General features: G+C 39.4%; 13 protein-coding genes. 6 read left to right on the top strand and 7 right to left on the bottom strand.

Annotation, left to right across the window (positions count from 1 at the left end; all coding sequences use genetic code 11):
• Position 1 precedes the first annotated feature (1 nt).
• From nrdR to glnK, 3 genes are all read right to left on the bottom strand, one after another.
• Positions 2–460 carry a transcriptional regulator NrdR gene (gene nrdR, locus JGE69_RS17200; protein WP_000543541.1) on the bottom strand — a complete coding sequence of 153 codons (459 nt, stop codon included), beginning with the start codon at positions 458–460 and terminating at the stop codon, positions 2–4.
• 158 nt (positions 461–618) lie between these two features.
• On the bottom strand, positions 619–2013 hold the full coding sequence (locus JGE69_RS17195; RefSeq protein WP_032063101.1) for an ammonium transporter: 1395 nt from the start codon (positions 2011–2013) through the stop codon (positions 619–621).
• Positions 2014–2070: 57 nt separating this feature from the next.
• Positions 2071–2409 carry a P-II family nitrogen regulator gene (gene glnK, locus JGE69_RS17190; protein ID WP_000780326.1) on the bottom strand — a complete coding sequence of 113 codons (339 nt, stop codon included), beginning with the start codon at positions 2407–2409 and terminating at the stop codon, positions 2071–2073.
• Positions 2410–2687: 278 nt separating this feature from the next.
• Between glnK and JGE69_RS17185 the strand changes: the two genes are divergently transcribed.
• From JGE69_RS17185 to JGE69_RS17175, 3 genes are all read left to right on the top strand, one after another.
• The gene (locus JGE69_RS17185) at positions 2688–2915 is read left to right on the top strand and encodes an accessory factor UbiK family protein (RefSeq protein ID WP_002121136.1); all 228 of its coding nucleotides are present in this window, start codon (positions 2688–2690) and stop codon (positions 2913–2915) included.
• A 65-nt stretch (positions 2916–2980) separates the two neighbouring features.
• Complete coding sequence (locus tag JGE69_RS17180; protein WP_017481904.1) at positions 2981–4468, top strand: YifB family Mg chelatase-like AAA ATPase; 1488 nt, start codon at positions 2981–2983, stop codon at positions 4466–4468.
• Positions 4469–4566: 98 nt separating this feature from the next.
• On the top strand, positions 4567–5922 hold the full coding sequence (locus JGE69_RS17175) for an ankyrin repeat domain-containing protein (protein WP_069122043.1): 1356 nt from the start codon (positions 4567–4569) through the stop codon (positions 5920–5922).
• 307 nt (positions 5923–6229) lie between these two features.
• On the opposite strand, the gene JGE69_RS17170 is transcribed toward JGE69_RS17175, so the two are convergent.
• The gene (locus tag JGE69_RS17170) at positions 6230–7663 is read right to left on the bottom strand and encodes a PLP-dependent aminotransferase family protein (RefSeq protein ID WP_069122042.1); all 1434 of its coding nucleotides are present in this window, start codon (positions 7661–7663) and stop codon (positions 6230–6232) included.
• Between the two features lie 111 nt (positions 7664–7774).
• Between JGE69_RS17170 and JGE69_RS17165 the strand changes: the two genes are divergently transcribed.
• Together JGE69_RS17165 and JGE69_RS17160 are read left to right on the top strand one after the other, a co-directional pair.
• Entirely contained in the window at positions 7775–8551 is a 777-nt protein-coding gene (locus tag JGE69_RS17165) for an aldolase (RefSeq protein WP_069122040.1), read from the top strand.
• A 15-nt stretch (positions 8552–8566) separates the two neighbouring features.
• On the top strand, positions 8567–9445 hold the full coding sequence (locus tag JGE69_RS17160) for a dihydrodipicolinate synthase family protein (RefSeq protein WP_199114181.1): 879 nt from the start codon (positions 8567–8569) through the stop codon (positions 9443–9445).
• 41 nt (positions 9446–9486) lie between these two features.
• Here JGE69_RS17160 and JGE69_RS17155 read toward each other — a convergent pair whose 3' ends face one another.
• The gene (locus tag JGE69_RS17155) at positions 9487–10308 is read right to left on the bottom strand and encodes a TorF family putative porin (protein ID WP_033851261.1); all 822 of its coding nucleotides are present in this window, start codon (positions 10306–10308) and stop codon (positions 9487–9489) included.
• A gap of 38 nt (positions 10309–10346) precedes the next feature.
• Positions 10347–10535 (bottom strand): hypothetical protein, encoded by a 189-nt coding sequence (locus JGE69_RS17150; RefSeq protein ID WP_199114182.1) that lies wholly within the window; start codon positions 10533–10535, stop codon positions 10347–10349.
• A 736-nt stretch (positions 10536–11271) separates the two neighbouring features.
• Here JGE69_RS17150 and JGE69_RS17145 point away from each other — a divergent pair.
• Positions 11272–12546, top strand: a complete 1275-nt coding sequence (locus JGE69_RS17145; RefSeq protein ID WP_068564769.1) for an OprD family outer membrane porin — start codon at positions 11272–11274, stop codon at positions 12544–12546.
• 106 nt (positions 12547–12652) lie between these two features.
• On the opposite strand, the gene ppa is transcribed toward JGE69_RS17145, so the two are convergent.
• Complete coding sequence (gene ppa, locus JGE69_RS17140; protein WP_002121243.1) at positions 12653–13177, bottom strand: inorganic diphosphatase; 525 nt, start codon at positions 13175–13177, stop codon at positions 12653–12655.
• Positions 13178–13237: the final 60 nt, after the last annotated feature.

The following is a 13237-nucleotide window of genomic DNA, read 5'->3' as shown; positions in this document are numbered from 1 at the left end:
ATTAGTGTTCACGTTGTTGCATTTGCTCAATTTGACGGCGAAATGCTTCAACATCCTGAAAATCTTGATAGACAGAAGCAAATCGGACGTAAGCAACATGGTCAAGGGCAAATAAAGATTGCATGACGATTTCGCCAATTGTTCTAGATTTCACATCACGCTCACCTAAACGGCGAATCTGCAACTGAATATCACTTAAAACTGTTTCGATCTGCTCTTGTGTGACCGGACGTTTTTGCAAAGCATGCATTAACGAACGGCGTAATTTTGCCTCATCGAAAGGTTCATTTTTTCCATTCGATTTGATCACACGGGGCATTACCACTTCATAGCTTTCAAAAGTGGTAAAACGTTCACCGCAACTTACACACTCACGACGTCGACGAATCTGACAGCCTTCGGCGGCTAAACGTGAATCGATGACTTTACTATCTGCGGCGTTGCAAAATGGACAATGCATAGCGGATTTATAGGGTCGATTACTTTGACCTAGTGTAGCAAAATTTCTACACTTACAGAACCAGCATTCTTCAAGACAAAAAAACAGTCCTGAGCAAGATCAAAGCATCGCTTTGATCACAGCGCAAGACTGTTCTTTTAAGACAGATATGTTAATGATTATTCGATACGTTCGCCATGTTGGCTTAAATCCAGACCCATACGCTCATCATCAGCATTAACACGGATACCAATCACAAGATCAATCACTTTAAGAATAATGAAAGTCGCGATACCACTGTAAACCATGGTTGCTAATACGCCTTCAACTTGTACCCATAATTGGCCAGCGAATGTTGGAGCTAATGCAACGTTGGCTGCTTTAATAATTTCGTCACTGTAGAATACGCCAGTTAAAATCGCACCGACAATACCACCTACCGCATGCAAACCAAACGCATCCAAAGCATCATCGGCTTTAAGTAAGCGTTTAAGTGCTGTAATACCCCAGAAGCACACTACGCCACCAATAAGGCCCATCACTAAAGCACCGCCTACCCCAACAAAACCTGCTGCTGGTGTAATCACAACTAAACCAGCTACCGCACCAGAAGCACCACCTAATACAGATGCTTTACCACGGATCATACGTTCAACAACTAACCAAGAGAATGCAGCAGCGGCAGCAGCAACTTGAGTCACTAAAATTGCCATACTTGCACGAGCACCAGCGCCTAGAGCACTACCACCGTTAAAGCCGAACCAACCCACCCAAAGTAAGCTTGCACCCACTACAGTTAAAGTCAGGTTATGGGGAGCCATAGATTCGCGGCCAAGGCCAATACGTTTTCCAAGCATGTAAGCAGCAACTAGACCTGCAACACCTGAGTTGATATGTACAACTGTACCACCAGCAAAATCTAATGCGCCTGCTTTAAATAACCAGCCATCTGCAGCCCACACCCAGTGGGTAATTGGTGCGTAAACAACGAGCACCCAAACTGCAATAAACACCATAAAAGCTGAATACTTCATACGGTCTGCAATAGAACCGCTAAGGATCGCAACTGTAATAATGGCAAAAGTCATTTGGAAAATAACAAAGAGACTTTCAGGAATTGTCCCACTTAATGCATCAAACGCCACCCCGTTTAGCATTGCTTTAGACAAATCACCAAAAAATGCACCTGTGCCAGAGAACGCGATTGAATAACCAGCAATCACCCACAACAAACTTACCAAGATTGCAGCTGAAAGGCTGAACATCATCGTACTGAGTACATTTTTTTTACGTACCATACCGCCATAGAATAATGCCAATCCAGGAATGGTCATTAATAGAACCAATGCGGTTGAAACTAAAATCCAAGAGGTATCACCCGTATCAAGCGTAGGTGTCGGTGCTGGAGCTGCTGGAGTTTCAGCAACTGGTGCTTCTGCAGTAGTTGCAGTAGCTGGAGATGTTGATGCAGCCGCAACTTCCGATGTTGGTGTTGTTACAGCTTCTTCTGCCCAAACGGCAGTACCACCCAAAAGAGCGCCTGATAGACTGAGCGCCATAAGCATTTTTTTCATTCGTGTCCCCCAACCTCATTTGCGAGTTATTTTCTACTCAGCAAGCTTTGTGCCAATTTAGACAGCATCCGGTCCAGTTTCACCCGTACGGATACGGATTACTTGTTCCAGGTTAGTCACAAAAATCTTACCATCGCCGATTTTCCCAGTGCTTGCTACACGTGTAATTGATTCAATTACTGCGTCGACCATTTCATCACTAATCGCAATCTCGATTTTTACTTTAGGTAAGAAATCAACCACATACTCTGCACCACGGTAGAGTTCAGTATGCCCTTTTTGACGACCAAAACCTTTAACTTCAGTTACGGTAATCCCTTGTACACCAATGTCAGAGAGTGCTTCACGCACGTCATCCAATTTAAACGGTTTTACAATTGCAGTTACAAGCTTCATGTTTGTTTCCTTCGGCTTCTTTTCACCAGTAAGGTTTTATGTTCAATTTTCATGCCAATATTTCAAAGGTTGAGGGAAATGAATCTTTTGCATGAACTTTCTTTATAACCTATTTAGTGAGCAAGATGTAGATGAGCTATCAAAAATAAAATGAATTTTCAGTAGTGTTATATGCTGATTTAATGATCTATTTGCACTAAAAAAATTGAAACCTATATCCAGCGCTTAAGCAGTGTTAAACTGTAAAGCATAAGGTAATACAACACTTTGGATATTTCATGCTAGAAACTTTGCTACAGGCCATTCTGGAACAAATTGATGAGCCTAAAAAAGATTTGGAAAAAAATTTACGTGCATTATTAAATGAAGCGGTCGAAAAGTTGGATCTTGTTTCCAAACAAGAGATCGACCGTCAAAAGACTGCACTTCAATCAGCCAATCAACGTTTAGAAGAGCTACAAAAACAAGTAAGTTTGTTAGAAGAAACTTTAAAGAATAAAAAATAAGCACCAACGTAGCGCATTTATACTTTACAACGATTAAAAATGAAGCACCATAATGGAACAATAAGATGTCTTTTTCTAAAATTTATACACGGGGACTTTTAGGTTTACATGCACCTCTGATTGAAGTTGAGGTACATGTGAGTCAAGGCTTACCTTCTCTTACTATTGTCGGCCTAGCAGAGGCGGCGGTAAGAGAAAGTAAAGACCGCGTTCGCTCAGCCATTATTAATAGTGGATTTCAATTTCCAACAAAACGGCTGACCATTAATCTTGCACCAGCAGATTTGCCCAAAGATGGATCACGTCTAGATTTACCTATTGCTATAGGTATTTTAATTGCATCTGGCCAGCTCCCAGAAAACTGTGCCGAAGATTTTGAATTAATTGGTGAATTAGCTTTAAATGGCCATGTAAGGCCAGTGCCAGGCACTTTAACTTTGGCAATGGCGTGTCAACAGGCCAAGCATAAAATGCTTTTACCTCTCGATAATAGTCAGGATATTAGCCATTTACCGAATCTTGAATGTTATCCAGTGAGCCATTTAAAAGAAGTTTGTGATCATTTCTTGGGCATGAAATCACTATCTTCGATTGAACCTGCAACGACCTCAAACCAAATGCCTTATAAATTTGATCTGGCAGATGTAAAAGGTCAGCTACGTCCACGTCGCGCACTAGAAATTGCCGCCGCAGGCGGGCACTCGCTGCTCTTTAAAGGACCACCAGGTACAGGTAAGACTTTACTCGCGTCACGCCTTCCTTCAATTTTGCCACCGCTTTCTAATCAAGAGACGCTTGAAGTCGCGAGTATTTATTCTATTTCAAATACACCGCATACCTTTGGTCAGCGTCCATTTCGCGCGCCCCACCATACAGCATCAGCCATTGCACTAGTTGGGGGCGGTTCACATCCTAAACCGGGTGAAATTACCTTATCTCATTTAGGAGTTTTATTTTTAGATGAGCTCCCTGAGTTTGACAGAAAAGTTCTAGAAGTCTTACGTCAGCCACTTGAATCAAAAGAAATCATTATTTCACGTGCAGCTCGGCAAATTACCTATCCTGCAAACTTTCAGCTCATTGCAGCAATGAACCCCTGCCCATGTGGTTATGCATTTAATCAAGATAGTCGTTGTCAATGTTCACCTGAGAGTATTAAGCGATATCAAAACCGTATATCGGGGCCGTTACTCGACCGTATCGATTTACATATTGATGTACCGCCTTTAAAAGCTCAGGAACTGCAAGATCCAACGCCTGCTGAAGACTCTACGGCTGTAAGACAGCGTGTGATTTATGCTTATGAACAACAAATGCAAAGACAAGATTGTTTAAATCAAGCACTTTCACCGAAACAACTTGAGCAATATGCTGTACTTGATAGTACTTCTCAACGAATGATTGAAATGGCTCAACAACGTTTGAATCTGTCGGCTCGTGCTTATCATCGCGTTTTACGGGTTGCTCGTACCATTGCCGATTTGGCGCAAAGTGAGATGATCCAAAGTCCTCATCTTACAGAAGCGCTCTCTTATCGTGGCAATCATTCTTAAGATAAAACAGCGGATCGTGTATCCGCTTTTTTAATATGTATATAAGTTGTTCATTAAAGAATTTATTGATGCCTATATAAAAAGGTACAGGGGACACTATGAAAACAAATAAGAAACCTTATATCTGGTCTCGGGAGCATTCTCCTGAGCGTCTACGCCTTATCCAAAAAGCTCAAAAGGTATGGAGGAATATTTTCTTTGAGCCTGAACATGTTGGGCATTACATACCAATCCAATATGTACCACGTGAATTAGGATGGAAAAATCGAGAGTTCAAAGCAAAGATTAATGGTGTGAATCTGCATGTTCATCTTGAAGTGATTACTGCGAAGTGTTGGTTTGCCAGAACTATTTATAAGCAGGCACTTGAGTTGACCAAATTACGTTTCCCACTTTATGACCAGCATCACTTTGAACATGGGGATCGCATAGGTGAGCGTCGAATAGTTTTTCACTCAGAACAACACAGCTTAAGTGGTTCTTACTTATGGACATCTATTTGGGAACTATCGAACAAGGAGACATCCTCTTTCACTGAAAGTTGGTTCAGCGAACCCTGTACAAATTGGGGATTATCTGAATCCCAGTTGGATATTAACAAAAGCTATAATCATACCATTGACCCTCAGCATATACGTTTTGTTGTTATTCATGATGTAGATAGCATAACTGATCAGGTACTGGATACTCTTGAACGAGATATCATACAAAATGGACAGCCAGAATTATCTACGCACCCTATTCGTTTTGAGTTTAAAGACATAAAAGATGATTTTACGGAGTTATCTAATCCTGAGTTGGTTATTTTAAATTGGAAAAATGCGCGTGCCAAGCCAACAGAAGTTGATCAGAAGTTATTAAAAGCGGCTTATTCTTGTGATATTGAAGGGATCACACTGGCTTTAGCTAATGGTGCTAATCCCAACATTATTGATGATAATGGCGATACTCCAATGAATAGGCTCATATACAATTGGCGCAATCACTATTCCCCTCTGGATTCATTTGAATCTATTGAAGAATATGAAGAATATTATGGAAATAGCAAGCCTAGCCGTGAAATATCACTGAGCAAAATTCTAGAGGTATTAAGACAATTAATGAATGCTGGTGCGCATTCTGATGTTTTTGCAGGAGATGGCACACCTACGCTGGTGAATGCTGTTTTGGCACATTCACCTCAAATCGTTGAACTCCTTCTACAACATGGTGCAGATGCTTCTATAGATCCATTTTCTGAGGATTTTGGATCAGGTCCTGCAGCTTGGTTTTATGCAAATACTGATGGTTTTATGTTTGATCAGCGTGGTGCTAGAGAGGCGTATTACATGATGATTCGTTATCGTCATTGCCCATACGATCAGATCAATGAAGACCAAGACCGTATTGATGCGTATTTACCCGATGCAGAACGATCTTGGCATAGAGAATATCCTGATGAGCAGGAAGGCTAATCAGAAGTTATTGACGATAAATCAACTGATACAGCTACACGTTATTCTAACGATATTATGAATAGTGCTATACCGATTAATGCTTTCAATGTACAGAAGATTAAGGATTATGCAGAAACTAATCCTGATCATCCATAAATAGTGGGAATACCGCCTTTCACCATGATCATATTTTGACCCAGCCCGATGTGGTAGGGCGATGGTGATAGGAGGTATATATTCTGATAATCCTGAGCAAATTCGTAATATCTTGATTTGTCTTTCATAATCCGTTGGTCCACCCAGATTTGAACTGGGGAGCAACGGATTATAAGTCCGCTGTTCTTTTATTAAGAACTCTGTTTAACGTCTCGATTAAAGCAGTAATTTCTTTCTCTGATAAAGCCGCAAAGCCAAAACGAACACAATGGTTAGAAGGCTCCCCCTGTTTAAACTTCTGCTCTGTATCAATGTTGAGTTCTTTTAATTTTATAAGCTGATCTTGAGTAAATGGTTTATGGAAATTCACCCATAAAGCCATTCCACCTGCAGGTGGCTGTATATGAACACTCTCTGCAAAAATTCGATGGAACTCAGTTAATGCATGGTCTCGGCGTAGCTGATATATCTTTTTCATTTTGCGGATGTGTCGTTTTATTTCACCTCGCTGCATTAAGTCCGCTAACGCAAGTTCCGTAATATTATTGCCTTGGCGATCAATCAATAAGATATCTTCAGTAATGGATTGAATGATTGTTGGGGACGCTACCATATATCCCAATCGGACGCCGGGTGCAAAGACCTTAGACAATGAACCAATATGAATGACCAATTCAGAATGAGGCAAACTCGCTAAGGGTGGCATAGGCCGACTGTCATAGTGGAATTCGTGGTCATAGTCGTCTTCAATAATATAAAAGCCCCATTTTTTTGAAAGCTCTAAGAGTTGAAGACGACGGCTCATTGGCATCGTTACAGTTGTAGGATATTGATGATGCGGAGTTGTATAAATGGCAGCTACAGAATGCTCTTGTAAAATCCGTTCTAAATCTTCAATGACAATACCTTGTTCATCTAATTTAACAGAAACCACTTGAAAGCCATTTGACTGAAATGCTTTAAAAGCAGATGGATAATATAATTCTTCAACAACGATAACGCCCTGCCGATTAGGTAATGCTCGAGAGGCAAGAAAAATTCCCATCTGGCTACCACGTACAATACAAATCTCATCTTCGGCAACGTTCATAAAACGTTCCATCGATAGCATTTGTTGTAAAGCCTGTCTTAGCTCAACCATACCTCGTGGGTCACCATATCCCATGTACTGGTTTTGCGTAATTTTAATCAGTGCATGCCGGTATGCCCGAGAAAATAGTTCGTAGGGAATAAGCCTCGGATCTGGCACACCATCGTTATGTGGGCGTTGAATCACTTCTTGAGTGATTGGTTTATCATTAACTTTTCGTTCAGATACTGGCTCTATTTGAAGCTGTTTTTCCGGCAAAACATCCGCTACAAATGTACCTTTTCGGGGACGAGTCACAAGCCAACCTTGTGCTTCTAATTCTTCGTAAACTGCTTGTACGGTTTTTCGATTAATTCCTAGTTCTTTTGACAAGCTACGGGACCCGGGCAGCATAGTCCCCTGCACTAAACGGCCACTTAAAATTTCCTGACTAATTAGGTTAGTAAGCTTTAGAAAAACCGTTTTTTCTTCTCTTTCATCGATACGAAAATGTACTTGCCAAGGTCTTAGCATATTCGCCCCATCTGGACCATATAACTTATGAAAACTGGATGTATTGATTCATCCAGTTGTTTTCTATTCTGCCTTCACCTACTTAATTTGGTCAACTGGACTGGAGAAGAGATGAAGACTGCTTCTGTAAACAAACAAGACCTCATGCAACACGCACAGCAAGACATGCAAAAGTGGATTAGCGACTCAGATTTAACTGATCGTCAAAAGCTTGCACTCACTTGTCGTATTTTATTTGATCATGGTCATGATGCTGGTTTGGCAGGTCAAATTACGTGCCGTAGTGAAAATAAAGAAACCTTTATTACCCAACGTTTCGGTTTAGGTTTTGATGAAATTACTGCTTCAAACTTACTTGAAGTGAACCAAGATTTAGAACCCATCAATCAAGAAGGAATGGCAAACCCAGCCAACCGTTTTCACACATGGATTTATAAAGAACATCCAGAAGTGAACTGCATTATCCATACTCATCCTACCCATGTAGCAGCCCTATCGATGTTACAGATTCCATTGATGGTTTCCCAAATGGACGTTTGCGCACTTTACGAAGACTGCTCATTTGTAGGTCATTGGCCAGGTGTCCCTGTAGGCAATGAAGAAGGTATTTTGATTTCTTCTGCGCTTGGTAAAAACCGTGCTGTTTTGTTGTCTCATCATGGCCAACTGGTTACAGGAAAAACCATTGAAGAAGCCTGCAACTTGGCTCTTTTAATTGAACGCGCAGCTCAACTACAACTGCTAGCCATGTCTGCCGGACAGATCCAGCCCATCCCCCATGCTTTAGCAACAGAAGCTCATGACTGGGTTTCTACCGATAAACGCAACAAAGTGAACTTTGCTTACTACGCACGTAAAGCTTTGAAAAAACATTCTAACTGTATTTAAAAAGAGACTTCCACCATGAAACTAAACGGCATTATTGGCTACCCTGTTACCCCATTTTCTGATGACAACACCATTAATCTTCCTGTTTTAAAACAGATGCTCGATTTGCTTATTGAAAACGGCTGCGATGCAATTGCGCCTTTAGGCAGTACAGGCGAAAGCGCTTATCTTGAATGGGATGAATGGTGCTTAGTCGCAAAAACTTCAATTGAAAGTATTAATAAACGCGTGCCTGTCATTATTGGAATTTCAGAACTCACGACTGATCAAGCCATCAAAAAGGCGCAAGTCGCGCAAAGCTATGGTGCAGATGCACTTATGGTGATTCCTATATCTTATTGGAAGCTAACAGACCAAGAGATTTTTGAATATTATCAAGCAATTGCCGAAGAAATTACACTACCAATTATGATTTATAATAACCCCGCGACTAGCGGTGTTGATATGTCTCCAGAGTTAATTGTGCGTATGTTTAATAGCATTACAAATATTACGATGGTGAAAGAAAGTAGCGGTGATATTCAGCGCATGCATAAAATTTATGAGTTATCAAAAGGAGAACTCCCTTTTTATAACGGGTGTAACCCTCTGGCTTTAGAAGCTTTATGTGCGGGAGCAAGCGGTTGGTGTACAGCAGCACCGAACCTGTTAGGTCAGCGACCTCAACAGCTTATTGAACATGTGAAAAATGGTGAATTGGAACAGGCCCAGAAGTCATTTTATCAGCAACTTCCTCTACTACGCTTTATTGTAAATGGTGGTTTACCTAAAACGATTAAAGCTGGTTTACAACTAAAAGGTGTCTCTGCGGGCTTACCACGCAAGCCATTATCTAAAGCTACGGATATTGAGCTTAACCAGTTAAAACAGCTACTTTCTGAAATAGAAAACTAATAAAAAAGCGGGTTACTCACCCGCTTTTTTTAAACTCAAACTTAGAATGTTTTAGTTAAACTAAATACTAAGCCTGTGTCATAAGGTTTTTTCTGAGCATCAGTCATGCCAGAAGTACTAATGTCTGTACCAACAACATCTAGCTCAGCGACAATACCTAAAATATTATAGTTTACGCCGACTTTATAATCGATATAGCTATCATCTTTACCAGGGCCACCACCAACTACGGCTAAAGCTTCTTTATTTTTGAATTTGTTATAGCCAACTGAAGCAAGTCCTGTAAATCCTGTATCTGCAATTGGCGCAGAATAACCGACATTAAAATACCAGAACTGCTTAGAATTAGCCCAGTAGTCATCTGAATAGTTCACACCTACACTGAGTGCATCGCCTTTAAGTAAAGAATTAGCAAAAGTTAATTTACCGTAAACTTCATTAAAATCTAGACCATTTTTACCATCATAACCTATGCCATTACGGTCAAAACTATGACCAGAACCAATATAACCATAATGAATTACACCGATATCATACGTTGGCGCAAGCGTATCGGATAATTTTAAAGTATTGGTATATCCCAACGCGACATCAGTTTCTGTTGAGTTCCCAGTTACACCAAAATCAACACTTGAGCCCCAGAGCGATAAATAAGCCCCTGACTTGTGTGAAAAAGTGAACCCACCTTGAATAGCTGGGTTATTTGAAGATTGAGTAACACCGCGAAAACGGTAGTCTGTGGTCGCGGCTACATTACCTGTTGCCGTGATTCCATAAAAAGATGGAGCATCTTCAGCCATAGCCATAGTTGACCCTGCTGCAAAGATACCAAGAGTTACTGCCTTAAGTGCAAATTTCATCATTTTGATCTCCCCCACAATGAATGCACGATTTATAGGAATTAAATAAATTGTGTTACTTGAGCTTTAGCAATTGCTGTGCCAAGTACAAATTTGCTATCAGTGCTCTTCATTAATTTTGAGATCAAACTCACTTTATTATAAAATTTCTCTGTAATTTTTATAAAAATATATCTATAAAAAACATAGTGATAAAATAAAATTCTTATGCGACAAAAAATACTAAACATACGAAAACCCCTTATCGGAAATTAATGAGCGAGGCGTGAAGTATTCATTTGTTGCACATAAATTTTCTATTTAATCTTAGAGGAGAGATATAAAAAATATGTAAATTTCTGGAGGACAGTGCTTGTAATGATCTGTGATTGCGCATTTCTACTCATTGGATTTGTTTATTTATTCCTTGTTTAAAGTAGATGTACTATTTTGGGTCTTTTTTAAGCAATAATATAGATAAAAAGAGTAGTGCACAAAATACAAGCAACGTATTGCACTAAATTTGATCAACCCAAACATATTCTATTGATCAACTGTTAGTGATCTATTTTTGTACATTCCATTTTTAAAATAACGTTATATAGTAATAATTTAAAAGGTATAAAAATAAAAGTGACGAAAAAAGAAACTTAAAATAAGATTAAAAAGTAAACATATCCAACAAAAAAGCGTAAAAAATGAACACAAGATTCAACTATTTTTTGAAGTTTAAATATAAAATAAATGGTAAAAATCCACTAAAAAATAAATTACTTTTTTTATTTTAAACAATAGATTAAGTATAAAAGACTATTAGTAAATTTATTAATAACCAGTAGCACATTAATCAATTTCTGCATAGCATATATAAAATAAAATCAACAAAAATATATCTTTTTTATAGATTACTTATACAATTGATGGAAATCCTAGGCTTTGAACAATAACAAGGCACAGGATTTATCGTTTTTATGAGGTTCTTTAAATATGCTAAAAGCACAAAAACTTACATTAGCAGTTCTCATTTCTGCGGCAATAATTTCCTCAGCTCAGGCAAGCGAGCAAAGTGAGGCAAAAGGATTTGTTGAAGATGCGAACGGTTCTATTCTCTTCCGTACCGGTTATATCAGTCGTGATAAAAAAGATGGAAGGGCTGATAATAGCTCATTTGCTCAAACGGCAATTGTAAATATCGACTCTGGCTTTACTCCTGGTATTGTTGGTTTCGGTGTTGGCGTTGTTGGTGACGGCTCATTTAAAATCGGCGAAAATAAAAACGCTGGTAATAACATGATTCCACAACATAACGATGGTTCAGCTTACGATCATTGGGCGCGTGGTGGTGCTAACGTAAAAGCACGTTTCTCAAATACAACTGTACGTTATGGTACTCAAGTGCTTGATTTGCCTGTGCTTGCAAGCAACACGGCTCGTTTAGTACCTGAATATTTCACTGGTACTTTGTTAACTAGCCATGAAATTAAAGACTTAGAAGTGGTTGCTGGTAAATTTACTAAAAACCAATATTCTGACCAAATTGCTACTGACCAAAATGGTTTAGACCGCGCTGTGGTTTGGGGTGCAAAATATAAGTTTGACGATCAAATCAGTGGTTCTTACTACGGTGTTGATGTAAAAGACAAACTTAATCGTCATTATGTCAATGTGAACTACAAGCAACCGCTTGCTAATGACAGCTCACTTACTTATGACTTCAGTGGTTATCATACTAAATTTGATAAAGATGCTAATCTTTCGTACGCGACTGGCCCAGCTGGTGAAGACAAAACCAACAATATTTGGGCAATTTCAGGTACTTATGCGACTGGCCCACATAGTGTGATGCTGGCGTACCAACAAAACAGCGGTAACATTGGTTATAACTATGGTGTAAACCAAGACGGCGGTCAAAGTGTTTACTTGCCAAACTCTTATTTGTCTGACTTCATTGGTAATGATGAAAAATCTGCACAAATCCAATATAACCTCGACTTTGGGAAGTTAGGTGTATTACCTGGTCTAAACTGGACTACAGCTTATGTGTATGGCTGGGATATCAAAACATCTAACGGTGCAGACGACTCAAACGAAAGCGAATTCTTCAACCAAGTAAAATATACAGTTCAAAGTGGTTTTGCTAAAGGTTCAAGCTTACGTTTACGTAATTCGATCTACCGTGCAGACAGCGCTTATACTACAGACTATATGCCAGATACTAATGAATGGCGTATCTTCCTTGATATTCCTGTGAAATTATTCTAATTCACAAATCTATCAAGCATAAAAAAACCTACGTCTGGCAACAGATGTAGGTTTTTTATTAAGCTCAGAATATCAATTCAGAAATTCTGAGCTTATCAATTAAAGCTTATTTAGCAGCTTCAATTGCTTTTAATACTTCTGCTTTAGCAACATCAGCACCTTCCCAACCACTGATTTTTACCCACTTACCTGGTTCTAAATCTTTATAGTGACTGAAGAAATGCTCAACTTGGCTAATCAATAACGGAGGAAGATCTGTATATTCCTTCACGTCTTTGTAAAGTGGAGATAATTTTTCGTGTGGAACAGCGATTAATTTCGCATCAATACCACCATCATCTTCCATGTTTAATTTGCCCACTGGACGGCAACGAATTACAGAACCAGCAGCAACAGGATGTGGAGTTACAACAAGTACGTCTAGTGGGTCGCCATCTTCAGACAAAGTATTTGGAACATAGCCATAGTTTGCTGGATAGAACATTGCTGTACCCATGAAACGGTCTACAAACAATGCATCAGAATCTTTATCGATTTCATATTTAATTGGTGCTGCATTTGCAGGAATTTCAATGATGACATAGATGTCATTTGGCGCATCTTTACCTGCTGGGATATTGCTGTAACTCATATCAATACTCTTTCGTTATGAAGTCAGATGTAAAATCCACTCGATTATAGCGTGGATATC

This window comes from Acinetobacter sp. C13 (assembly GCF_016809775.1).
In the GTDB taxonomy this organism is placed as follows: domain Bacteria; phylum Pseudomonadota; class Gammaproteobacteria; order Pseudomonadales; family Moraxellaceae; genus Acinetobacter; species Acinetobacter pittii.
Note: the sequence above shows the minus strand (reverse complement) of the source record. Positions and strands in the feature narration are given on the sequence as shown.